The sequence below is a fragment of the Pseudomonas sp. B21-023 genome (genome assembly GCF_024749165.1).
Lineage (GTDB): Bacteria > Pseudomonadota > Gammaproteobacteria > Pseudomonadales > Pseudomonadaceae > Aquipseudomonas.
Genome location: NZ_CP087190.1, coordinates 1,989,975 through 2,011,786, shown reverse-complemented (window position 1 = coordinate 2,011,786; position 21,812 = coordinate 1,989,975). Strand labels below are relative to the sequence as shown.

The 21,812-nt window shown below is 63.1% G+C and carries 20 protein-coding genes and 4 tRNA genes; 10 read left to right on the top strand and 14 right to left on the bottom strand.

Annotated features, from left to right (window positions below):
• The first annotated feature begins 101 nt into the window (after positions 1–101).
• The 3 genes from LOY42_RS09145 to LOY42_RS09135 all read left to right on the top strand — a co-directional run bounded on the left by LOY42_RS09145 (position 102) and on the right by LOY42_RS09135 (position 2,933).
• Complete coding sequence (locus LOY42_RS09145; protein ID WP_139669897.1) at positions 102–908, top strand: TatD family hydrolase; 807 nt, start codon at positions 102–104, stop codon at positions 906–908.
• 86 nt (positions 909–994) lie between these two features.
• Complete coding sequence (locus LOY42_RS09140) at positions 995–2,473, top strand: methyl-accepting chemotaxis protein (RefSeq protein WP_139669895.1); 1,479 nt, start codon at positions 995–997, stop codon at positions 2,471–2,473.
• A gap of 91 nt (positions 2,474–2,564) precedes the next feature.
• Entirely contained in the window at positions 2,565–2,933 is a 369-nt protein-coding gene (locus LOY42_RS09135; protein WP_139669893.1) for an Mpo1-like protein, read from the top strand.
• 154 nt (positions 2,934–3,087) lie between these two features.
• On the opposite strand, the gene LOY42_RS09130 is transcribed toward LOY42_RS09135, so the two are convergent.
• From LOY42_RS09130 to LOY42_RS09120, 3 genes are all read right to left on the bottom strand, one after another.
• Entirely contained in the window at positions 3,088–3,885 is a 798-nt protein-coding gene (locus LOY42_RS09130) for an acyl-CoA thioesterase II (RefSeq protein WP_258600331.1), read from the bottom strand.
• A gap of 83 nt (positions 3,886–3,968) precedes the next feature.
• Positions 3,969–4,736, bottom strand: coding sequence for a CHAD domain-containing protein (locus LOY42_RS09125; RefSeq protein WP_139669889.1), 768 nt, complete (start codon positions 4,734–4,736; stop codon positions 3,969–3,971).
• Positions 4,737–4,750: 14 nt separating this feature from the next.
• Entirely contained in the window at positions 4,751–5,029 is a 279-nt protein-coding gene (locus LOY42_RS09120; protein WP_102683240.1) for a hypothetical protein, read from the bottom strand.
• Positions 5,030–5,185: 156 nt separating this feature from the next.
• Between LOY42_RS09120 and LOY42_RS09115 the strand changes: the two genes are divergently transcribed.
• Positions 5,186–6,229 carry a patatin-like phospholipase family protein gene (locus LOY42_RS09115; RefSeq protein ID WP_102683239.1) on the top strand — a complete coding sequence of 348 codons (1,044 nt, stop codon included), beginning with the start codon at positions 5,186–5,188 and terminating at the stop codon, positions 6,227–6,229.
• A 119-nt stretch (positions 6,230–6,348) separates the two neighbouring features.
• Here LOY42_RS09115 and LOY42_RS09110 read toward each other — a convergent pair whose 3' ends face one another.
• The 11 genes from LOY42_RS09110 to LOY42_RS09060 form a co-directional block, all read right to left on the bottom strand.
• Positions 6,349–8,208, bottom strand: coding sequence for a SurA N-terminal domain-containing protein (locus LOY42_RS09110; protein WP_258600328.1), 1,860 nt, complete (start codon positions 8,206–8,208; stop codon positions 6,349–6,351).
• Between the two features lie 180 nt (positions 8,209–8,388).
• A complete protein-coding gene (locus tag LOY42_RS09105; protein WP_023629739.1) occupies positions 8,389–8,661 on the bottom strand; it encodes an HU family DNA-binding protein in 273 nt (90 codons plus the stop codon).
• A gap of 153 nt (positions 8,662–8,814) precedes the next feature.
• Positions 8,815–11,211, bottom strand: a complete 2,397-nt coding sequence (gene lon / locus LOY42_RS09100; RefSeq protein ID WP_102683237.1) for an endopeptidase La — start codon at positions 11,209–11,211, stop codon at positions 8,815–8,817.
• A gap of 153 nt (positions 11,212–11,364) precedes the next feature.
• The gene (gene clpX, locus LOY42_RS09095; RefSeq protein ID WP_031314790.1) at positions 11,365–12,648 is read right to left on the bottom strand and encodes an ATP-dependent Clp protease ATP-binding subunit ClpX; all 1,284 of its coding nucleotides are present in this window, start codon (positions 12,646–12,648) and stop codon (positions 11,365–11,367) included.
• A gap of 108 nt (positions 12,649–12,756) precedes the next feature.
• The gene (clpP, locus tag LOY42_RS09090) at positions 12,757–13,398 is read right to left on the bottom strand and encodes an ATP-dependent Clp endopeptidase proteolytic subunit ClpP (RefSeq protein ID WP_023629742.1); all 642 of its coding nucleotides are present in this window, start codon (positions 13,396–13,398) and stop codon (positions 12,757–12,759) included.
• A 91-nt stretch (positions 13,399–13,489) separates the two neighbouring features.
• Complete coding sequence (gene tig, locus LOY42_RS09085) at positions 13,490–14,803, bottom strand: trigger factor (RefSeq protein ID WP_139669887.1); 1,314 nt, start codon at positions 14,801–14,803, stop codon at positions 13,490–13,492.
• Positions 14,804–15,051: 248 nt separating this feature from the next.
• Complete coding sequence (locus tag LOY42_RS09080; RefSeq protein WP_258600325.1) at positions 15,052–15,351, bottom strand: DUF6388 family protein; 300 nt, start codon at positions 15,349–15,351, stop codon at positions 15,052–15,054.
• A gap of 151 nt (positions 15,352–15,502) precedes the next feature.
• Positions 15,503–15,578 (bottom strand) — tRNA-His (locus LOY42_RS09075).
• A gap of 36 nt (positions 15,579–15,614) precedes the next feature.
• Positions 15,615–15,699 (bottom strand) — tRNA-Leu (locus tag LOY42_RS09070).
• Between the two features lie 57 nt (positions 15,700–15,756).
• Positions 15,757–15,832: transfer RNA gene (locus LOY42_RS09065), tRNA-His, on the bottom strand.
• A 35-nt stretch (positions 15,833–15,867) separates the two neighbouring features.
• A tRNA-Arg gene (locus LOY42_RS09060) sits at positions 15,868–15,944 on the bottom strand.
• A 254-nt stretch (positions 15,945–16,198) separates the two neighbouring features.
• On the opposite strand from LOY42_RS09060, the gene folD reads away from it, so the two are divergent.
• The 6 genes from folD (at position 16,199) to LOY42_RS09030 (ending at position 21,808) form a co-directional block, all read left to right on the top strand.
• Positions 16,199–17,053, top strand: a complete 855-nt coding sequence (folD, locus tag LOY42_RS09055) for a bifunctional methylenetetrahydrofolate dehydrogenase/methenyltetrahydrofolate cyclohydrolase FolD (protein WP_258600323.1) — start codon at positions 16,199–16,201, stop codon at positions 17,051–17,053.
• Between the two features lie 224 nt (positions 17,054–17,277).
• Positions 17,278–18,195, top strand: a complete 918-nt coding sequence (ctlX, locus tag LOY42_RS09050) for a citrulline utilization hydrolase CtlX (protein WP_102683234.1) — start codon at positions 17,278–17,280, stop codon at positions 18,193–18,195.
• 19 nt (positions 18,196–18,214) lie between these two features.
• Positions 18,215–19,261, top strand: coding sequence for an ornithine cyclodeaminase (locus LOY42_RS09045; RefSeq protein ID WP_139669883.1), 1,047 nt, complete (start codon positions 18,215–18,217; stop codon positions 19,259–19,261).
• A 249-nt stretch (positions 19,262–19,510) separates the two neighbouring features.
• Positions 19,511–20,293 carry an ABC transporter substrate-binding protein gene (locus LOY42_RS09040; RefSeq protein WP_258600320.1) on the top strand — a complete coding sequence of 261 codons (783 nt, stop codon included), beginning with the start codon at positions 19,511–19,513 and terminating at the stop codon, positions 20,291–20,293.
• Positions 20,294–20,390: 97 nt separating this feature from the next.
• Positions 20,391–21,098, top strand: a complete 708-nt coding sequence (locus tag LOY42_RS09035) for an ABC transporter permease (RefSeq protein ID WP_139669881.1) — start codon at positions 20,391–20,393, stop codon at positions 21,096–21,098.
• The gene (locus LOY42_RS09030) at positions 21,095–21,808 is read left to right on the top strand and encodes an ABC transporter permease (RefSeq protein WP_102683230.1); all 714 of its coding nucleotides are present in this window, start codon (positions 21,095–21,097) and stop codon (positions 21,806–21,808) included. The genes LOY42_RS09035 and LOY42_RS09030 overlap by 4 nt, the downstream gene beginning before the upstream one ends.
• Positions 21,809–21,812: the final 4 nt, after the last annotated feature.

Below are 21,812 nucleotides of genomic sequence, written 5' to 3'. Positions count from 1 at the left end.
AAATGACCGCAACAGACCACGGCAAACGTTTGAAGTTCTTGGCTTTTTCGCGATATCTGGGTTTTTGCTATGCTGGCCGCCCCGCGGCAAGAGGTAGCACCATGCAACTGATCGATATCGGCGTCAACCTGACCAACAGCAGTTTCCGCGACCAGCAGGCCGCTATCGTCGAGCGTGCCGTGGAAGCCGGCGTGGCACAGATGGTCCTCACCGGCACCAGCCTGGATGTCAGCGCCGAGGCGCTTGAACTGTGCCAGCGCCTGGACGAGCCCGGCCAGCGTCTGTTCGGTACTGCCGGCGTGCACCCCCACGATGCCAGCCACTGGAGCGCCGACAGCGAACGCCAGCTGCGCGAACTGCTCGCTCAGCCACGGGTCGTGGCCGTGGGCGAATGCGGCCTGGACTTCAACCGCGACTTCTCCCCACGCCCCGCCCAGGAAAAGGCCCTGGAGGCGCAGCTGGCGCTGGCGGTCGAGCTGCGCCTGCCGGTGTTCCTCCACGAGCGCGAGGCAAGCGAACGCCTGCTGGCGATCCTCAAAGGCTACCGCGACCACCTGAGCGCGGCGGTTGTGCACTGCTTCACCGGTGAACGCCAGGCACTGTTCGCCTACCTCGACATGGACCTGCATATCGGCATCACCGGCTGGATCTGCGACGAGCGTCGTGGCACCCACCTGCACCCACTGGTCGGCAGCATCCCGCAAGGCCGCCTGATGCTGGAAAGCGACGCGCCCTACCTGCTGCCCCGAAGCCTCAGGCCCAAGCCGAAGAACGGTCGCAACGAGCCTGCGTTCCTTCCCGAAGTGCTGCGCGAGGTGGCACAGCACCGCGGCGAAGCGATGGAGCACACCGCCGCCCATACCAGCACCTGCGCCCGCGCGTTCTTCGGCCTGCCTGAGGTTTCTTGACGCATATCAACGAGGCTTCTGGCCTTGGCGGGCACAATGATGGCACCTTGCCAATAATGTTTCCGCCAACTCAGAGAAGACCTACCATGGGTGCCTGGCTTAGCAACGTTTCCCTCAAATACAAGTTCTGGGCCGTCAACGCAGTGGCCTTCGTCACCACGCTGATGCTGGTGCTCTACGCGGTGCACCTGGAGCAACAAGCCCGCGCCAGCGGCGCCCGGGCGCAAGCGCAGGCCCAGGCCGAACTGCTGGCAGCCTGGCCCGCCGGACAGGCACTGCCCACGCAGGCCAACCTGATCACCTGGCGCAACGGCCAGACGCCGCAATTTGCCGGCGAACCACTCGAGGCCCTGCGCGATGCCCAAGGCTGGGTCGATCTGCCCGGGGCCTGGATCCTCGGCGACAACCCGCTGCGCGGCGCCCAGGTATTGCGCCGGGGCGAGCAGCACATCGCCGTGCTTGCCCAGTCCCCCAGCCTGCGTCAGGTCTATTTCGACCGCTTCAGCAACTATGCCGTGTGCGTGCTGATCCTGATGCTGGCGATGCTGTGCGCCTCGCAGTTGCTGATCCGCTTCCTGCTCAGCCAGCTCAACACCCTCAAGGATGTGATGCTGCATGTGGAGAAGACTGGCGACCTCTCGGCCCGGGTGCCGCTGGCCTGCGGCGACGAGGTCGGGCAGATGGCCGGTGCCTTCAACGCCATGCAGACCACTTACCACCGCGTGGTCAGCACCGTCGCGCGCACCGCCGCGCAGCTGGATTCGGGGGCCGCGCGCCTGGCCGGCAGCATGGACGAGGTGCGCCACGGCATGATCGGCCAGCAGAGCGAGACCGACCAGGCGGCCACCGCAATCAACGAGATGACCGCCACGGTGCACCATATCGCCCAGCACGCCGGCGCCACCCGCGACCTGTCGCAGACCGCCGACACCCTGGCCGGCAGCGGCCAGGCCGTGGTCAGCCGCGTGCAGGATTCGATTGCCGGGCTGTCCAGTGGTGTGCAGCAGACCGCCGAAATGATCCGCCAGCTGGCCGACGACAGCCAGAAGATCAATGGCGTGGTGGGGGTCATCCACAGCATCGCCGAACAGACCAACCTGCTTGCCCTCAACGCCGCCATCGAGGCCGCCCGGGCCGGCGACCTGGGCCGGGGCTTCGCCGTGGTCGCCGACGAGGTGCGCAACCTGGCCAAGCGCGTGCAGACCTCCACCGACGAGATCACCAGCATGGTCGCCGACCTGCAGGCCGGCACCCGCGACGCGGTGGATTTCATGCAGGAAAGCTCGTATAAGGCCGACGATTGCGTCAAGCAGGCGCGCGAAGCCGGCGAGGCCCTGGCCGAGATCACCAGCGCGGTGGCACAGATGCGCGAAAGCAACACCCAGATCGCCGTGGCCGCCGAGCAGCAGAGCCAAGTGGCCGAGGAAATGAACCGCGCCGTCGTCAGCATCCGCGACGTGACCGAAGAGACCGTGCAGCAGACCGTGGGCTCGGCCACCACCAGCAGCGAACTGGCGACCCTCGCCGGCGAACTGAACAAGGCCATCGGCCAGCTCAAGCTTTGACCAGCACTGGCTATGGTCACCATAGCCAGCCTCGATTGGCCCCCCTGCGGGGGCCGCACTAAGCTTTGGACAGACCCCTGAGGATCCGTCCATGAGCAAACGACTGCCCAACCTGCCCGCCTGGCAATGGCGCGGCTACCACCACAATCACCGCCACCCCACCAACCTGGTGCTGCATCTGATCGCAGTGCCGCTGTTCATTCTGGGCGCGCTGCTGGTGCTGTCGGGGCTGTTCGCGCTGGACCTGTCGCAGATCGCCGTGGGCGTCATTGCGTTGGCCGCCGGGTTGGGCCTGCAACGCCATGGGCACCGCCTGGAAGCCGAGCAGCCCGAGCCTTTCGCCAATCGCCAGGATGCCCTGCAGCGGCTGCTCACCGAGCAATTCATCACCTTCCCGCGCTTCGTGCTCAGCGGCGCCTGGTGGCGAGCGTGGCGCGAGCGGCACAAGCACGGTAAATGACAAGATCGAGCACACAGCGCCGCTGACGCGGCGCATCGCCGGCAAGCCGGCTCCCACAGGAATGGTGTATGACCCAGCGTTAACACGATCGGAGTGGGAGCCGGCTTGCCGGCGATGGGGCGCAAAGCGGCCCCTGTCCAGTGGCCTGCCAGACTCAGGCGAACACGGTCACCGTCTGCCGACTCAATGCCAACAGTTCCCCTTCAGCCGTCCACAACGCCGCGGCTGCATGCCCATAGCCATCACGGGCATACTCGGTCTCGACCACATAGCGACACCAGTCGAGGGTCGATAGTTGCGGCGTGGGCTGCACGAATTCGATGGTCCAGGTCAGCGTGCTGCCGGCGGCGGGCTGCTTGAGATATGGCAGCAGGCTGGGCGGCCAGGCATCGACCAGCGCCAGCAGGTGCGCCACCTCGACAGGCCCCTCGGCGATATCGCGCAAGCGCACCCACCCACCCATATGTCGTGAGTCATTGCCACTGAACGGCAGGCCACCGACTGCCCAGCGGAACGCCACGTGCTGCATGAAATCAGGTGTGACGCCCTTGATGAAAGGCAGCTCGGGCGCGGCCTCGTGCAAGGGTTTCATCGGCATGGCCGGCGGCGCGTCGACCGCCACCACGGAAGGACGACCGGCACCGAAACTGCCCTGCACCAGGGTCACCACCTGGCCATCCTGCACGGCGCGCCCCAGCAAGGTGCTGACTGCCTTGCCCTCGCGCAGCACCTCCACCTCCAGGCTGATCGGCACATCCGGCGCCGCCGGGCCGACGAAGGTGATGGCAAGCGAACGCACCGGGCGGTTGTCGCCGAGCTTCTGGCGCATCGCTTCGTGCACCATCGCCGCCATCAGGCCGCCGAACACCGCGCGCCCCTGGGCCCAGCCAGCCGGCACGCTAACCGCCTCGGGGTGAGCGCGCGCGGCTGTCAGCAATTCTGTGAAGTTCATGTGCCAGGGCTCCTGCGCGAAAAGAACCGATAGTAACCAGCGATCAAGCCAGCCACAGCCCGCATTTCGGTCATTTGCCGGGACTAACGGCGCGCCAGGGCTTTTTGCAATGCCTCGAGAGTCAGATCCGAGCGCCCCTCGGCAGCATGCAGCTCATGCTCCCAGGCCACCTTGCAGCCTGCCAGGTCACTGTGCTCGTGCACTTGCAGCAGCCACTGCACGCGGTCATGCCAGTCGCCAAGATCACCTTGCGCCTTTTTCAACAGACGCTGCAGCCTCTTGCCGGCATGCTCGAGTTGGGGGTACGCCTCGTCCCCGTAGCGAACGCGCTTGATCAGCAGGCGCAGACGATGCCGATCATGGGTCGGGTCGTCCAGCGCCCTGGCCAGCTTGCGCCATTGCTTCTCCAGGCGCTTGTCGATGCGCCTGCGCATGCCTTGCATCAAGCCTTCGCGGTCGGCAGCACGCAAGAACAGCGGGAAGGCGTCGAGGATCGCCAGCACCCGAGTAAGCAGGGCACTGGACGCGACGCCGGCAAAGGTCCGTGTCCTCCCCTCCTGGCGGCGCTCGCCGGCCTGCACATGACCGCGCCCGACCAGTTGCGCGGCCAGCACTTCACGGTCACGCAACGGTGTGGTGAGCGCGCCCAGTGCCCCCGCCGCTTCCTCCAACTGCTCGACACCCGGCAAGCCACGCAAAGGCCGCAACAAACTGCGCAGCCGCCGTAGGGTGGTGCGCAGGTCGTGCAGCGCCTCGCTGTCGGTATCGGCGGCGAGGCGCTCGCGACAGGCCAGCATTCCCACCTGCAGGGCCAGGACCCTGGAAACCACATGGTCGATCATGCTCGGCATGTGACGCTCCTCACTCAACGCCCGGCGCGGGACTCACGAATGTAGAAACGCGCTTTCTCGGCCTTGTGGGTACAACCTTCAAAGCCTTCGAACTGCTGCTGGGTCTTGGCACCGGTCAGCAGCGACAACGCCTTGGAATAGCTCACGGTGCCGGCAAAGCCTTCGGCCTTGGCCAGGTCAAGTTCCTTCCAGGCGGCATCGAGCTGGGTCGCGCAACTGTCACGGTAGGCCGTCTTGCCCGCGCAGCCGGCCAAGGCCAGGGCAATCAGAGGAAGGGTGATCCAGGCTTTCATCGGTAATACCTCGAGGGTGGAAACTGAAGTGGCCGTTCGACGGCAAAGCAAACAAAAAGTGCCCTGCTCAGCGTAGTCCAGCACGGACTACATTGAAGCACAGGCGGCATGGGTGCATTGTTGGACCATGGTTGCACAGGCACAGGGGGAAAAATCATGGGCAAACGCGTGGCGTTGGTGCTGGGCTCCGGCGGGGCCCGAGGGTACGCGCACATCGGTGTGATCGAGGAGATCGAACGCCGCGGCTACGAGATCGCATGCATCGCCGGTTGCTCCATGGGCGCGGTGATCGGCGGCATCTACGCCGCCGGCAAACTCGACGAGTACCGCAGCTGGATCGAGAGCCTGGACTACCTCGACGTGCTGCGCCTGGTCGATGTCAGCTTTCGCCTGGGCGCCATTCGTGGCGACAAGGTGTTCGGGCAGATCCGCAAGATCGTCGGCGAGATCAACATCGAACAGTTGCGCATTCCCTACACGGCAGTCGCCACCGACCTGACCAACCAGCAGGAAATATGGTTCCAGGAGGGCTGCCTGCACCAGGCCATGCGCGCCTCGGCGGCCATTCCCAGCCTGTTCACCCCGGTGGTGCAAGGTAATCGCATGCTGGTCGATGGCGGTATTCTCAATCCGTTGCCGATCGTCCCGGTGGTGTCCAGCCACTGCGACCTGATCATCGCCGTCAACCTCAACGCCACCAACCAGAAGCAGTATCAGTTGCCGGTGATCGAGCGCCCGGCGGCGTTCAAGATGCGTTTCGACGCCTTGATCAGCTCGCTGGGGTCGCGCCTGCCGTTCCGGCGCAAGCCGGCCGAACAGCTGATCCGCCTGGAGCAGGAGATCGTCGCCGAAGGGCTGGCCTCATCCAACCCCTGGCTGGGCGAGAGCGCCGAACCGCAGGGCCAGCAGCCGGCGGCGGCGCCACAGAGCGAAGGCGCGCCCAAGTCGGCCACTGGCTCGTTCATCGTCGACAACGTCGGCCCCGCGTCCTTGCTGGACCTGATCAACCAGAGTTTCGAAGTGATGCAGACGTCGTTGGCGCAGTACAAGATCGCCGGGTATCCGCCGGATGTGCTGATCAACGTACCCAAGCGGGTGTGCCGGTTCTTCGAGTTCTACAAGGCGCCGGAGTTGATCGCCCTGGGGCGGGAGATCGCCCGGGACACGCTGGACAACCATGAGGGAATCCGGCGTCCCTGAAACAAGTCCGTGCACACCTGCCGCAGGTCGTCATGCAGGAGCGGGCTTGCCCCGCGATGAACCAAAGCCAGAAACGAAACAGGCCGCATAAGCGGCCTGTTTCGCGATCAGCACACGACTCAGTAGCGGGTGATGTCGGCACTGCCTTCAAGCAGCTTGCGATAAGCCGCGAAGTCTTGCGAACCGGCACGCGATGCGAGATAGCGACGGATCTGCGCCTTCTCTTCATCGGTGGCGGCAGCACCTTCGTTGACGCCCTTCAGCTGCAGGACCACCAGGCTGCCATCGCCCAGCACCACGCTGCCGTAGACTGGCTTGTCCTTGGCCGCTGGCTTGCCGAGGCGGAACACCGCCTGCAGCTCGGCCGGGTCGATGCCATCCTGGCCACGGGTGACCGCTTCATGGAGCTTCCAGCCCTGACCTTCGGCCTTGACCGAGCCATCCCGCAGGCCGGCGATCAGTTTGTCGGCCTTGGCCTTGAGTTCGGCAATCGCCTTCTCCTTGGCCAGGTGCTCGCTGATGTTCTTGGCCACGGCCTCCAACGGCAGCTGCTCGGGCTTGCGGTGCTCCTTGACGCGCACGACCACCACGGTTTCCGGGTCGAGTTCGATGGCGTTGCTGTTGGCGCCCTCTTCGAGCACCTGCTCGCTGAACGCGGCCTGGATCACCGCACGGTTGGCAGTGATGCCTTCACCACCCTCGCGACCGAAGGCGGCAGAGGTGTGTACCTTCAGGCCCAGGTCCTGGGCCGGCTGGGCCAGGTCGGAAGCTTCGAAGGCGGTGTCTTCGAGCTGCTTGGTGGCCTCGACGAAGCGCTGCTCCACCTGCTGGGTCTTCAGCTCGTGGGTCAGTTTGTCCTTCAGGCTGGCGAAGCTCGGTACGTCCGGCGCCTGCACGCCCAGCAGCTTGATCAGGTGGTAACCGAACTCAGTGCGCACGGGTGCCGATACCTGGTCATTGTTCAGCTTGTACAGCGCGTCCTCGAAGGCCGGGTCGTACACACCAGGGCCGGCGAAGCCGAGGTCACCACCGGTGCTGGCCGAGCCTGGATCCTGGGAGAACTCCTTGGCCAGTTTGGCGAAGTCCTCGCCTTTGCCCAGGCGCTGCTGGATCTCATCGATGCGGGCCTTGGCCTTGGCATCGTCGGTCTTGTCGTTGACCTCGATCAGAATGTGCGCGGCATGGCGCTGCTCGCCCAGATTGGCGATTTCCTTCTCGTACAGGGCCTTGAGCTCGCCGTCGTCGACCTTGACCTGATCGAAGAAGGCCGACTTCTTCAGCTCGAGGTAATCGATGACCACTTGATCCGGGGTCATGAATTCCTTGGCGTGCTGGTCGTAGTGCGCCTTGACCTCGTCATCGCTCACCTTGACCGCGGCCGGATCGGCCTTGAAGGTCTGCGAAGCGAAATCACGGGTCTGCTTCTCGAGGCGGGCGAAGGCTTCAACCTGCTTGTCGGTGACGAAGCTGCTGCCGGCAAGGCCGGTGCGCAGTTGGCCGATGAGCATTTCCTGGGCGAGCATCTCGCGGAACTGCATGCGCCCGTAGCCCATCTGGCGGATGACCGAATCGAAGCGCTCGGCGCTGAACTTGCCATCGACCTGGAATTCAGGCGTCTGCAGGATCAGCTGATCCAGCGCGGCCTCGGAAAAAGCGAACTTGGCATCTTCGGCACCCTGCAACAGCAGCTTGCGATCGATCAGCCCCTTGAGCGCGGCTTCGCGCAGCATCTTCTCGTCCAGCAGCGCAGGGTCGAAATCCTTGCCCAACTGTTGCATCAGCTGGCGGCGCTGCATGTCCACGGCCTGGCTCAGCTCGTTCTGGCTGATGGTCTGGCCGTTCACCTTGGCGGCGTCCTGGCTATGGCTGGCGGCCTGGAAAATGGCCTCGAAACCGGTCAACGCCATCAGTACGACGATGAGGCCGATGATGGTCTTGGCAATCCAACCTTGTGAATTGTCCCTGATATTCTGCAGCATGCGTCCCCCAGAAACGGCTGTACCACTGCGTCGACAACCGCGGAGCGTGGGTAGAATCCTGATAGAAGAAAGGCGCATCCAGTGGATGCGCCTTTTCGAAGCGAGCGTGCCAGCGGGAACGTTTGCGACCCGCCGTCACGCGGTCGGCCCTGGCGACGCCCGGGCCGGCTGAAAGACGACTTAGTTGACGGCGTCTTTCAGGCCCTTGCCAGCTTTGAAGCCAGGAACCTTGGCGGCAGCGATCTTGATCGCCTTGCCGGTTTGCGGGTTACGGCCGGTGCGCTCAGCGCGCTCCTTGACCGAGAAGGTGCCGAAGCCAACCAGGACAACATCGTCACCGGCTTTCAGGGCGCCTTGAACGGATTCGATCACTGCGTCCAGCGCACGGCCGGCTACAGCTTTCGGGATGTCAGCGGATGCGGCGATAGCGTCAATCAGTTCCGACTTGTTCACTCTAAGTCCCCTTATTTCTCTATTGAGTTTGTTTCTAAGTATGTAATGAAAAGCTTATGAAACGAGCGCTGGGTGGCCTGTTGACACTGGCGTGCCGCTTTATAGCAAGGGGCCGAAAATGCTGTCAACCAAAGCCCCCCAGCGAAATACGTACTAGTGCGTGCTGATTCTTTCCTTAGCATCGCCGTCGCGCTTCTCATCTTTCGCGACAATCTCCGGAGCCACATCTGGCAAGGGCTCCGGGGCGTATTGCAGCGCAATTTGGAGGACTTCGTCAATCCATTTGACCGGTTTGATCTGAAGATCCTGTTTGATGTTTTCCGGAATCTCCTTCAAGTCGCGAACATTCTCTTCCGGAATGATCACCGTCTTGATCCCGCCACGGTGTGCCGCCAGGAGTTTTTCCTTGAGCCCGCCAATGGCCAGGACCTGGCCACGCAAGGTGATCTCACCGGTCATCGCCACATCGGCGCGAACCGGGATCTGGGTCAGGGCCGACACCAGTGCGGTGCACATGCCGATACCGGCGCTAGGGCCATCCTTGGGCGTGGCACCTTCGGGCATGTGGATGTGAACGTCGCGCTTCTCGTGGAAGTCTGCAGCGATCCCCAGGCTTTGAGCGCGGCTGCGCACCACCGTCTGCGCGGCGGTGATCGACTCGACCATGACGTCGCCGAGCGAACCGGTCTTGATCAATTGCCCCTTGCCGGGAATAACCACCGCCTCGATGGTCAGCAGCTCACCACCCACCTGAGTCCAGGCCAGGCCCGTGACCTGGCCGATTTGATCCTGCTGCTCGGCCAGGCCGTAGCGGAACTTGCGCACGCCCAGCAACTGCTCGAGCTGCTCGCCGGTTACCTTGACCTTCACCTGCTTGGCACCGGTGTGCTCCTTGACCACTTTGCGGCAGACCTTGGCGATCTGGCGCTCCAGGCCACGCACGCCGGCCTCGCGGGTGTAGTAGCGAATGATGTCGCGAATGGCCGAAACGTCGACCTCCAGCTCATCCTTCTTCAACCCATTGGCCTTGACCTGCTTGGGCACCAGGTACTTGACCGCAATGTTGATCTTTTCGTCCTCGGTGTAGCCCGGCAGGCGGATGACTTCCATGCGATCAAGCAGCGCCGGCGGGATGTTCATCGAGTTCGAGGTGCACAGGAACATCACGTCCGAGAGGTCGTAGTCGACCTCCAGGTAGTGATCGTTGAAGTTGTGGTTCTGCTCGGGGTCGAGCACCTCCAGCAACGCCGAGGCCGGGTCACCGCGCATGTCGCTGCCCATCTTGTCGATCTCGTCGAGCAGGAACAGCGGGTTGCGTACACCGACCTTGGTCATTTTCTGAATCAGACGACCGGGCATCGAGCCGATGTAGGTACGACGGTGGCCACGGATCTCGGCCTCGTCACGCACGCCGCCCAACGCCATGCGCACGAACTTGCGATTGGTGGCGGCGGCGATCGACTCGGCCAGCGAGGTCTTGCCCACGCCAGGTGGCCCGACCAGGCACAGCACCGGGCCACGGATCTTCTTCACCCGCTTCTGCACGGCGAGGTACTCGAGGATGCGTTCCTTGACCTCTTCCAGACCGTAGTGGTCCGCGTCGAGGATCTCCTCGGCCTTGGTCAGGTCCAGGCGCACCTTGCTCTGGGCTTTCCATGGCACCTGCACCAGCCAGTCGAGGTACGAGCGCACCACGGTAGCTTCAGCCGACATCGGCGACATCTGCTTGAGCTTGTTCAGCTCGGCCTGGGCCTTGGCCAGGGCGTCCTTGGGCAAGCCTGCGGCGTCGATGCGCTTCTTCAGCTCCTCGACTTCGTTGTGGCCTTCGTCGCCATCGCCAAGCTCCTTCTGAATGGCCTTCATCTGCTCATTCAGGTAGTACTCGCGCTGGCTGCGCTCCATCTGCTTCTTCACGCGACCGCGAATGCGTTTCTCGACCTGCAGCAGGTCGATCTCGGCATCGAGCAGCGCCAGCACGTGTTCGACACGCGCCTGCAGGTCGACGATCTCGAGGATTTCCTGCTTCTGCTCGATCTTCAACGCCATGTGCGCGGCCATGGTATCGACCAGGCGCCCAGGCTCCTCGATGCTGTTGAGCGAGGACAACACTTCGGCCGGGACTTTCTTGCCCAGTTGCACGTATTGCTCGAACTGAGACAGCAGGGTGCGCACGAAGACCTCGGACTCGCGCTCGGCGGTCTCGACTTCGTCGATCAGGCTGACTTCGGCACGGATATGGCCATCGACTTCATTGAAGCGCTCGACAGCACCACGCTGCTCACCCTCGACCAGCACCTTGACGGTGCCATCGGGCAGCTTGAGCAGTTGCAGCACGGTGGCGACAGTGCCCACGCGATACAGGGCGTCTTCACCCGGATCGTCGTCGGCAGGATTCTTCTGGGCCAGCAGGAGGATCTGCTTCTCGCCCGTCATCGCGGCCTCGAGGGCCTCGATGGACTTCTCACGCCCCACGAACAGTGGGATGACCATGTGCGGATAGACGACTACGTCGCGCAATGGCAAAAGAGGCAAGTCGAGGGTGGTCTTCATGATTTCGCCTCTACAGCGGCCATGTGGCCGGAAACCGTTGGAAATGGTGCTTGGGGCTAATGTGGGGGCAGCCCTGGGAAATTACAAGCGCCCAGGCCATGAAATGCAAAAAGGGGCCAAAAAGGCCCCTTCCTGTTGCTACCCCGTTCCCGATCAGGCGTCGGGAGCGGCCTTGGCTTGCGGCTCGCTGTTCTCGTAGATCAGCAGCGGCTGCGAAGAGCCTTCGATAACGCTTTCGTCGATCACCACCTTGCTGACATCCTTCTGCGAAGGAATCTCGTACATGGTGTCGAGCAGCACGCCCTCGAGGATCGAACGCAGGCCACGGGCGCCGGTCTTGCGCTCCAGCGCCTTGCGCGCAACGGCCTTGAGCGCATCGCTGCGGAACTCGAGGTCGACGCTTTCCATCTCGAACAGCTTGGCGTATTGCTTGGTCAGCGCGTTCTTCGGCTCGGTGAGGATCTGCATCAGAGCAGCCTCATCCAGCTCGTCCAGCGTCGCCAGAACCGGCAGACGGCCGACGAACTCCGGAATCAGGCCGAACTTGACCAGATCGTCCGGCTCGACCTCACGCAGCGACTCGCCGACCTTCTTGCCCTCTTCCTTGCTGCGCACTTCGGCACTGAAGCCGATGCCGCCCTTGGTGGAGCGGTTCTGGATGACCTTTTCCAGGCCAGAGAACGCGCCACCGCAGATGAACAGGATGTTGCGGGTATCAACCTGCAGGAACTCCTGTTGCGGATGCTTGCGACCGCCTTGCGGCGGCACCGAGGCAACGGTGCCCTCGATCAGCTTCAACAGCGCCTGCTGCACGCCCTCGCCCGAGACGTCACGGGTGATGGACGGGTTGTCCGACTTGCGCGAGATCTTGTCGATCTCGTCGATGTAGACAATGCCCATCTGGGCCTTTTCCACGTCGTAGTCGCACTTCTGCAGCAGTTTCTGAATGATGTTCTCGACGTCCTCACCGACATAACCGGCTTCGGTCAGGGTGGTGGCGTCGGCAATGGTGAACGGTACGTTCAGCAGGCGCGCGAGTGTCTCGGCCAGCAGCGTCTTGCCCGAGCCGGTCGGCCCGATCAGCAGGATGTTGCTCTTGCCCAGTTCGACTTCGTCGCCCTTCTTGTCACGCTGGTTCAGGCGCTTGTAGTGGTTGTACACCGCTACCGCCAGCACCTTTTTCGCGCGTTCCTGACCAATGACGTACTGGTCCAGGATACCGCTGATTTCTTTCGGCGAGGGTAGCTTGTGCGCGTTGCTCTCGGCCTGGGCTTCCTGCACCTCCTCACGGATGATGTCGTTGCACAGGTCGACGCACTCGTCGCAGATAAATACCGAGGGGCCGGCAATCAACTTGCGCACTTCGTGCTGGCTTTTGCCGCAGAAGGAGCAATAGAGCAATTTGCCGTTGTCCTCGCCGTTACGGGTGTCAGTCATTCGATCGATCCAATCCGGTAGGCTTGAAACACAAGATGAAGGCAATCGCTGGCTTTTTCAAGTCCGCGGGTAGGCGCAATCTGCACCCACCCGCTCTGGCGCATTGCTTCAGGATGCCAGTTGCCGCTTGTCGTAGACCGAGTCGATCAGGCCGTACTCGGCCGCGCGCGCAGCGCTCATGAAGTTGTCACGCTCGGTGTCGCGCTTGATGGTTTCCAGCGGCTGGCCGGTGTGATGGGCCAGCAGCTCGTTCAGACGCGCCTTGATGTTGAGGATTTCCTGGGCGTGGATCTCGATATCGGTCGCCTGGCCCTGGAAGCCGCCCAGCGGCTGGTGAATCATCACCCGCGAGTTGGGCAGGCAGTGGCGCTTGCCGGCGGCACCAGCCGCGAGCAGGAAGGCGCCCATGCTGCAGGCCTGGCCGATACAGATGGTCGAGACGTCCGGCTTGATGAACTGCATGGTGTCGTAGATCGACATGCCAGCTGTCACGGAGCCGCCTGGGGAGTTGATGTAAAGATGGATATCCTTGTCCGGGTTTTCCGCCTCAAGGAACAGCAGTTGCGCCACTACCAGGTTGGCCATGTAGTCCTCTACAGGGCCGACCAGGAAGATCACGCGCTCCTTCAGGAGGCGCGAATAGATGTCGTAGGCGCGTTCGCCACGGGCGGACTGCTCGATAACCATCGGGACCAGGCCGCCCGCGGCCTGGATGTCAGAGCTCTGCTGAATATAAGAATTGCGGGACATGTCCTGCACTCACTCCCAAATAGTCATGGCTTGAATACGCACAAGCCAGCGCGAAGGCTGGCTTGTGGGGGTTTCCTACGAGAGTAGCCTGTTACTCAGCGTCGGCAGATGCCTGGGCTGGTTTCACCGCTTCTTCGTACGAGACCGATTTGTCGGTCACAGTCGCTTTCTGCAGGACAGTATCTACAACTTGTTCTTCCAGTACAACCGAACGCACTTCGTTCAGTTGCTGGTCGTTCTTGTAGTACCAGGCGATGACCTGCTCAGGCTCCTGGTAGGCCGAGGCCATCTCTTCGATGACTTCGCGAACCTTGGCTTCGTCCGGCTTCAGGTCGAACTGCTTGACCACTTCGGCAACGATCAGGCCCAGGACCACGCGGCGCTTGGCCTGCTCTTCGAACATCTCGGCTGGCAGCTGCTCAGGCTTGATGTTGCCACCGAACTGCTGAACGGCCTGCACGCGCAGACGGTTGACTTCGTTTTCCAGCAGGGCTTTCGGCACGTCGACCGGGTTGGCGGCCAGCAGACCGTCCATGACCTGGTTCTTGACCTTGGTCTTGATGGCCTGGCGCAGTTCACGCTCCATGTTCTTGCGAACTTCGGCGCGGAAGCCTTCCAGGGTCGATTCCTTGATACCGAACTGGGCGAAGAAGGCTTCGTTCAGTTCTGGCAGCACAGGAGCCGAAACGCTGTTGACGGTAATGGTGAACTCGGCGGCCTTGCCTGCCAGGTCCAGGTTCTGGTAGTCCTCTGGGAAGGTCACGTTGACCACGCGCTCTTCGCCAGCCTTGGCGCCAACCAGACCTTCTTCGAAGCCCGGGATCATGCGGCCGGAGCCCAGCACCAGTTGGGTGCCCTTGGCCGAACCACCGGCGAAGGCTTCACCGTCGATCTTGCCGACGAAGTCGATGTTGACCTGGTCGTCGTTCTGCGCGGCGCGCTCGACGGCCTCGAAGCGGGTGTTCTGCTTGCGCAGGACTTCCAGCATGTTGTCCAGGTCGGCGTCAGCCACTTCGGCGCTCAGGCGCTCGACGGCGATCGAGTCGAAACCGGCAACGGTGAACTCAGGGAAGACTTCGAAGATGGCGACGAACTCGAGGTCCTTGCCTTTTTCGAACGATTTTGGCTCGACGGCAGGAGCGCCGGCCGGGTTCAGCTTCTGCTCGACGATGGCTTCGTAGAAGGAAGCCTGGACCAGATCACCGAAGGCTTCCTGACGGGCATCGGCCTCGAAACGCTGGCGGATCACGCTCATTGGCACCTTGCCCGGGCGGAAGCCCGCGATCTTGGCGCGCTTGGCAGTCTGCTGCAGACGCTTGTTGACTTCGTTCTCGACGCGCTCGGCCGGAACGGCGATGGTCATGCGGCGCTCGAGAGCGGAAGTGTTTTCAACAGAAACTTGCATGGATATTCCTCGTTGCACAGACGTTAGCCGGCGATAACCCGACTCCAGAATCAAGGGCAAACATTCTAGTGACTCGCGCACCAGAAGTCACCCCACCCGGATTGTCGGCGAAACACGCCGGTCGATTTCCCTGGAAGGCCCGCACGACGGGGCGTCGAGCCTATTCATATAACGACCGCGCGCCACCTCGAATGCCGCGCAGTTGTAAAACCTTGTCAAACAAACAACAGCCTGGGCGATCGCCAGTTTTATTGCGGCTCGATCTCGTTGAACTGGCAGTATTCTTCCCAAGCCAGGCCCAACGCCTCGGCCACCTCGCGGTGCACTTCCAGGCGCATGGCCTGCAACTGCTCCGGCGACTCGGCGACCAACTGCAACGCGTACTCCCAAGGCTGGACGCCCTGCTCCTGGGCTGCATCCTCGAACGCCCATTCGATCTGCTGGGCCTGCTCACGGGCATCCAGCTCACGGATTTCTTCGAGCAACTGCGGATTTGCCTCGGCAAAACGCTGCAGCGCCAGGGCCTGACGCGCCTCTTTTGCAATCATTTGCGCTACTCCTCTGCCAGTCTGTTCAGCCAGGCATTCAACCGGCTGAAATCTAACAGCTTTTATCGCCTGACCACCAGTAGCCACAGGCACCGGATGGCAGAAACAAAAAAGGCGCCCGATCATTCGATCCGGGCGCCTTCTGAAAATATGGGGTGGACGATGGGAATCGAACCCACGACAACCGGAATCACAATCCGGCGCTCTACCAACTGAGCTACGCCCACCATAATGCAGTGTTGCGGTACAGCCTTACAGAAACATGGTGCGGACGAAGAGACTCGAACTCTTACAGCTTGCGCCGCTGGAACCTAAATCCAGTGTGTCTACCAATTTCACCACGTCCGCATGAAACGCTTAGAACAAGGGCGCCGGATCATTCAATCGAGGCGCCCCTGAAAAATCTGGGGTGGACGATGGGAATCGAACCCACGACAACCGGAATCACAATCCGGCGCTCTACCAACTGAGCTACGCCCACCATAACGCGTTACTGCTTACTTGCCCGAGCCTAAATGGCGCACCCGGCAGGACTCGAACCTGCGACCATCCGCTTAGAAGGCGGATGCTCTATCCAGCTGAGCTACGGGCGCTTAAGCTTCCAGCCAAACCGAACAAGCGAACCACTTGCCCTGCTCGACTTTGCCAACCCGTGCCAGGCAGTGCCCGACAAGTGCGGCGAATCTTATAGGCGACCCTGAGGGGCGTCAACACCTTTCGCAAAAAATTTAAATTATTGAAGGGGTTAGGGGATTTGCCCGACCACCCGCCTTTGCCCTTGGGCCATGTCGTGCGAGAATGTGCCCTTCTTATATATGTTCCCTTCTCGATGGTTAATCACGCGTCTATGACTGCACACCTTATCGATGGCAAGGCGATCGCCGCCAACCTGCGCCAGCAGATCGCCCAACGTGTCGCCGAGCGCCGCCAGCAGGGCCTGCGCACGCCAGGCCTGGCGGTGATCCTGGTCGGCAGCGACCCGGCCTCCCAAGTCTATGTCTCGCACAAGCGCAAGGACTGTGAAGAGGTCGGCTTCATTTCCCAGGCGTTCGACCTGCCCAGCGATACCACGCAGCAAACCCTGGCCGATCTGATCGACCGGCTCAACGACGACCCGGCAGTCGACGGCATTCTCCTGCAACTGCCGCTGCCGGAGCATCTGGACGCCTCGCTGCTGCTCGAGCGCATCCGCCCGGACAAGGACGTGGACGGTTTCCACCCCTACAACATCGGCCGCCTGGCCCAGCGCATCCCGCTGCTGCGTCCGTGCACTCCGAAAGGCATCATGACCCTGCTGCACAGCACCGGCCAGGATCTGTACGGCATGAACGCGGTGATCGTCGGCGCATCCAACATCGTCGGCCGACCGATGGCCATGGAGCTGCTGCTGGCCGGCTGCACCGTCACCGTCTGCCACCGTTTCACCAAGGACCTGCCCGGCCATGTCGGCCGGGCCGACCTGGTGGTGGTTGCTGCCGGCAAGCCGGGGCTGGTCAAGGGTGAGTGGGTCAAGGAAGGCGCCATCGTCATCGACGTCGGCATCAACCGCCAGGAAGACGGCAAGCTGGTCGGCGACGTGGTCTACGAGACCGCCCTGCCCCGCGCCGGCTGGATCACCCCGGTGCCGGGCGGCGTGGGTCCGATGACCCGGGCATGCCTGCTGGAGAACACCCTGTATGCGGCTGAAGAGCTGCACAAGTAATACGGTGTTCCGGCAATAAAGAAAACGGCGCCCTTCGAGGCGCCGTTTTCAGTTGTACAGCTCATCCTTGTGGGAGCGGCGACCTTTTTCTGTGACACCAGCCGATTCCGCTGCCAAACAAGCCATTTCAGCTGGACCCGCTGCCCGCCCCGCCCGCTTCAGCCGGGATCTCACCGCAAACCATCACACAATGGTCACACAGCCCACCTGTGGATGCGTGCCCAATGCAAACAACAAATACCGTCCTCATGATTCGCCCGGCGCGGTTCGCCTTCAACCCCGACACCGCCGCCAACAACCGCTTCCAGCAAGCGCCGCTGGACCCTGAGACCGCCAGCGCAAAGGCCCTGGAAGAGTTCGACGGCTACGTCGACAGCCTGCGCCAGCACGGCGTCGACGTACTGGTGGTGCAGGACACCCCGGAGCCCCATACCCCTGACTCGATCTTCCCCAACAACTGCTGGAGCAGCCATGCCGACGGTAGCCTGGTGCTCTACCCGATGGAGGGCAAGAACCGCCGCCTGGAACGCAGCAAGGGCGTACTGGGCGTGCTGAGCGAGCGCTTCGCCATCCAGCGCACCGTCGACCTGAGCCCGCTGGAACAGCAGAATCTGTTCCTCGAAGGCACCGGCAGCATGGTCCTGGACCGCGAGCACCGTATCAGCTACGCCTGTCACTCCGGGCGCACCCACGAACGCGCCCTGCGCCAGTTCGCCGAGCACCTGGACTACCGCCTGTGCCTGTTCCACGCGGTGGACCGCCAGCAGGCGCCGATCTACCACAGCAACGTGATGATGAATGTCGGCCGCCAGCTCGCCGTGGCCTGCCTCGATGCCCTGCCCCACCCAGACGAACGCCGCGCACTGGAACATTCGCTGCGCGACACCGACAAGCAGGTGCTGGCGCTGAACTTCGATCAGCTGGAGAACTTCGCCGGCAACATGCTCGAGGTCCACGACCGCGACGGCCGCTCGCTGCTGGTGATGTCGCGCAGCGCCTGGCGCTCGCTCGATGCGCAGCAGCGCCGCCAGGTCGAACGCCACAGCCATCCGCTGGTGGTGAACATCGACCATATCGAACGTATAGGCGGCGGCAGCGCCCGCTGCATGCTCGCCGAAATCCACCTGCCCTCGCGCCACTGACCCGTCAAGGAGAACCATCATGACCCGCTACATCGACGTAAATGACCTCGCCCGCCTGGTCAACCGCAAGGGCCTGCCCACCTGCCTGGCCGAGGTGGCCGAGTACATCCGCCAGGACTACCTGCGCTGGCACGACTTCGAGAAATGCGCGCGCCTGGCCAACCACTCGCCGGACGGGGTGATCGAGCTGATGCCGGTGTCCGACGCGAACCTGTACGCCTTCAAGTACGTCAACGGCCACCCGAAGAACACCCACAACGGCCTGCTCACCGTGATGGCCTTCGGCGCCCTGGGCGATGTCGATACCGGCGCGCCAGTGCTGCTCAGCGAGATGACCCTGACCACCGCCATCCGTACCGCCGCCACCTCGGCCCTGGCCGCCCGCTACCTGGCGCGTCCTGGCAGCAAGCGCATGGCGCTGATCGGCAACGGCTCGCAAAGCGAGTTCCAGGCCATCGCCTTCCACACCCTGCTGGGCATCGAGGAGATCCGCCTGTTCGACATTGACCGCAAGGCTTCGGAGAAACTGGCAGCCAACCTGGCCGGCTACCCGCAACTGAAGCTGGCCATCGCCGGCAGCGTGGCCGAGGCGGTACGCGGCGCCGATATCGTCACCACGGTCACCGCCGACAAGGCCTACGCCACCATTCTCACCCCGGAGCTGATCGAGCCGGGCATGCACCTCAATGCCGTGGGCGGCGACTGCCCGGGCAAGACCGAACTGCACCGCGACATCGTCGAGCGTGCCCGAGTGATCGTCGAGTACGAACCGCAGAGCCGGATCGAGGGCGAGATCCAGCAGATGCCGGCCGACTCGCCGACCACCGAGTTCTGGCAGGTGGTCGAGGGCAGCGCCGCAGGCCGCGAGAACGCCGGGCAGGTCACGTTGTTCGACTCGGTCGGCTTCGCCCTGGAGGACTACTCGGCGCTGCGCTATGTGCTCGACGTGGCCCGCACCCTGGACATCGGGCATGACATTGCGCTGGTGCCTGAACTCGAGAACCCGAAGGACCTGTTTGCCTTGCTGCAGCCAAAAGGGCGTGAGCGCAAGGCCAGTGCTGCCTGACCGAACACGCGGGGCCGCTTGGCGGTCCCATTGACCGAAACGGCTGTCGCACATCCATAAATCTTTGTCGAAACAGCCGTTTCGGCTGCAAGTAGCCCACTAACAGCCGAATCCGGCCTCCCACGCGCTGGCAAACGACACAAAAAACCTGTCTATCTCGCGCATCCTGAGCGCGACCCATGAGTCACTGACGGACCTACGCGCATCAACCGCCCTACTACCAATAACAACACCCAGGGACCCAAGACCATGTTCTCCATGCGAAAACGCCTCGGCGTGCTGCTGTTCTCGTTATGTGCCACCAGCGTTGCCCAGGCCAAGGAGTGGACCGAGATCCGCTTCGGCGTCTTCCCCGAATACCCACCTTTCGAATCCGTTGCCGCCGATGGCAGCCTGCAAGGCTTCGACATCGACCTGGGCAACGCCATCTGCGCCAAGCTGCAGGTCAAGTGCACCTGGGTGCACAACGAGTTCGACGGCATGATCCCGGCTCTGCGCGCCCGCAAGTTCGACGCCATCATGTCCTCGATGGCCGTCACTCCGGCACGCCTGAAGCAGATCGACTTCACCAGCCGCCTGTTCCTCAGCCCCACCTCGGTGATCGTGCGCAAGTCAGCCGACTTCGGCGACACCACCGAATCGCTCAAGGGCAAGCAGGTCGGCGTGCTCCAGGGTTCGCTGCAGGAAGCCTACGCCCGCACCGTGCTGGCGCCTCAGGGCGCGCAGGTCAAGGCCTACCAGAGCCAGGACCAGAACTACGCCGACCTGATCAATGGCCGCCTCGACGCCACCGTCACCGACAAGCTCGAAGCCCAGCTCAACTTACTCTCCAAGCCCGAAGGCGCCGACTTCAGGAGCGGCCCGGCGATCAAGGACCCGACCTTGCCGCTGGACATCGCCATGGGCCTGCGCAAGAGCGATCCCGAACTCAAGGCCCTGCTCGACAAGGGCATCGCCATGATCCATGCCGACGGCACCTACGCCGAGATCCAGAAGAAATACGTCGGCGACGTGGACATCTACAACGAGTGACCTACAGCGCCGATCGCGGGGCAAACCCGCTCCCACGGGCTTACCTCTGCTTGGGAGCAGGCTTGCCCCGCGACGGCCTACCCGCGAGATCCCTGCCATGAACGACTTCCTCTCCCACGGCCTGCAAGGCTTCGGCCCGCTGCTGGCCCAGGGCACCTGGATGACCCTCAAGCTGGCCCTGCTGTCACTGGCGCTCAGCCTCGCACTGGGCCTGATCGGCGCCAGCGCCAAGCTGTCGCGATCAAGGCTGCTGCGCCTCCCGGCCACCCTCTACACCACGCTGATCCGCAGCGTTCCCGACCTCGTGCTGATCCTGCTGATCTTCTACAGCATGCAAATCTGGCTCAACGACCTGACCGAGATGCTGGGCTGGGACTATGTCGAAATCGACCCGTTCAGCGCCGGGGTAGTCACCTTGGGCTTCATCTACGGCGCCTACTTCACCGAGAACTTCCGCGGCGCCATCCTCAGCGTACCCGCCGGACAGCTGGAGGCCGCCACCGCCTATGGCCTGAGCAGGACGCAGCGGTTTCGGCTGGTGCTGTTCCCGCAGCTGATGCGCTTCGCCCTGCCAGGGCTGGGCAACAACTGGCTGGTGTTGCTCAAGTCCACCGCACTGGTGTCGATCATCGGCCTGGCCGACCTGGTCAAGGCCGCGCAGAACGCCGGCAAGACCACCAATGACATGCTGTTCTTCCTGTGCCTGGCGGGCCTGCTCTACCTGGTCATCACCACCTTGTCCAACCGCCTGCTCAAGCACCTCGAGCGGCGCTACAACACCGGCATCAAGGAGCTGGCGCGATGATCGAACTCCTTCAGGAATACGGCCTGGCCTATCTCTACAACGATGGCACCGGCCTCTCGGGCCTGGCCATGACTCTCTGGCTGTTCCTGGCCAGCATGGTGCTGGGCTTCGCCTTGTCGCTGCCACTGGCCTTGGCGCGCACCTCGCATCATGCCTGGCTGCGCCTGCCGGTGCAGCTGTACACCTTCGTGTTCCGCGGCACGCCGCTCTATATCCAGCTGCTGATCTGCTACACCGGGCTCTACAGCCTGCAGGTGGTGCGCGACCACGCCCTGCTCGACCAGTTTTTCCGCAACGCGCTCAACTGTACCTTGCTGGCGTTCGTGCTCAACACCTGCGCCTACACCGTGGAAATCTTTGCCGGCGCCATCCGCAATCTGCCCGCTGGCGAGCTGGAGGCGGCCCAGGCCTATGGCCTGCGTGGCTGGAAGCTCAACCTGTTCCTGGTGCTGCCCGCCGCCCTGCGCCGCTCGCTGCCGGCTTACAGCAACGAACTGATCCTGATGTTGCATGCCACCTCGCTGGCCTTCACCGCCACCGTCGCCGACATCCTCAAGGTGGCCCGCGACGCCAACGCCGCAACCTTCCTGACCTTCCAGGCCTTCGGCGTGGCCGCCTTGCTGTACATGCTGCTGTCCTTCGCCCTGGTCGGCCTGTTCCGCGTGGCCGAACGGCGCTGGATGCGCTTCCTTGACCCTGCCCGAGGCTGAAAAC

Coding starts and splice junctions, on each gene's coding strand:
- LOY42_RS09145 (WP_139669897.1), top strand. CDS start 102: ATGCAACTGATCGATATCGGCGTCAACCTGACCAACAGCAGTTTCCGC.
- LOY42_RS09140 (WP_139669895.1), top strand. CDS start 995: ATGGGTGCCTGGCTTAGCAACGTTTCCCTCAAATACAAGTTCTGGGCC.
- LOY42_RS09135 (WP_139669893.1), top strand. CDS start 2,565: ATGAGCAAACGACTGCCCAACCTGCCCGCCTGGCAATGGCGCGGCTAC.
- LOY42_RS09130 (WP_258600331.1), bottom strand. CDS start 3,885: ATGAACTTCACAGAATTGCTGACAGCCGCGCGCGCTCACCCCGAGGCG.
- LOY42_RS09125 (WP_139669889.1), bottom strand. CDS start 4,736: ATGCCGAGCATGATCGACCATGTGGTTTCCAGGGTCCTGGCCCTGCAG.
- LOY42_RS09120 (WP_102683240.1), bottom strand. CDS start 5,029: ATGAAAGCCTGGATCACCCTTCCTCTGATTGCCCTGGCCTTGGCCGGC.
- LOY42_RS09115 (WP_102683239.1), top strand. CDS start 5,186: ATGGGCAAACGCGTGGCGTTGGTGCTGGGCTCCGGCGGGGCCCGAGGG.
- LOY42_RS09110 (WP_258600328.1), bottom strand. CDS start 8,208: ATGCTGCAGAATATCAGGGACAATTCACAAGGTTGGATTGCCAAGACC.
- lon (WP_102683237.1), bottom strand. CDS start 11,211: ATGAAGACCACCCTCGACTTGCCTCTTTTGCCATTGCGCGACGTAGTC.
- clpX (WP_031314790.1), bottom strand. CDS start 12,648: ATGACTGACACCCGTAACGGCGAGGACAACGGCAAATTGCTCTATTGC.
- clpP (WP_023629742.1), bottom strand. CDS start 13,398: ATGTCCCGCAATTCTTATATTCAGCAGAGCTCTGACATCCAGGCCGCG.
- tig (WP_139669887.1), bottom strand. CDS start 14,803: ATGCAAGTTTCTGTTGAAAACACTTCCGCTCTCGAGCGCCGCATGACC.
- LOY42_RS09080 (WP_258600325.1), bottom strand. CDS start 15,351: ATGATTGCAAAAGAGGCGCGTCAGGCCCTGGCGCTGCAGCGTTTTGCC.
- folD (WP_258600323.1), top strand. CDS start 16,199: ATGACTGCACACCTTATCGATGGCAAGGCGATCGCCGCCAACCTGCGC.
- ctlX (WP_102683234.1), top strand. CDS start 17,278: ATGCAAACAACAAATACCGTCCTCATGATTCGCCCGGCGCGGTTCGCC.
- LOY42_RS09045 (WP_139669883.1), top strand. CDS start 18,215: ATGACCCGCTACATCGACGTAAATGACCTCGCCCGCCTGGTCAACCGC.
- LOY42_RS09040 (WP_258600320.1), top strand. CDS start 19,511: ATGTTCTCCATGCGAAAACGCCTCGGCGTGCTGCTGTTCTCGTTATGT.
- LOY42_RS09035 (WP_139669881.1), top strand. CDS start 20,391: ATGAACGACTTCCTCTCCCACGGCCTGCAAGGCTTCGGCCCGCTGCTG.
- LOY42_RS09030 (WP_102683230.1), top strand. CDS start 21,095: ATGATCGAACTCCTTCAGGAATACGGCCTGGCCTATCTCTACAACGAT.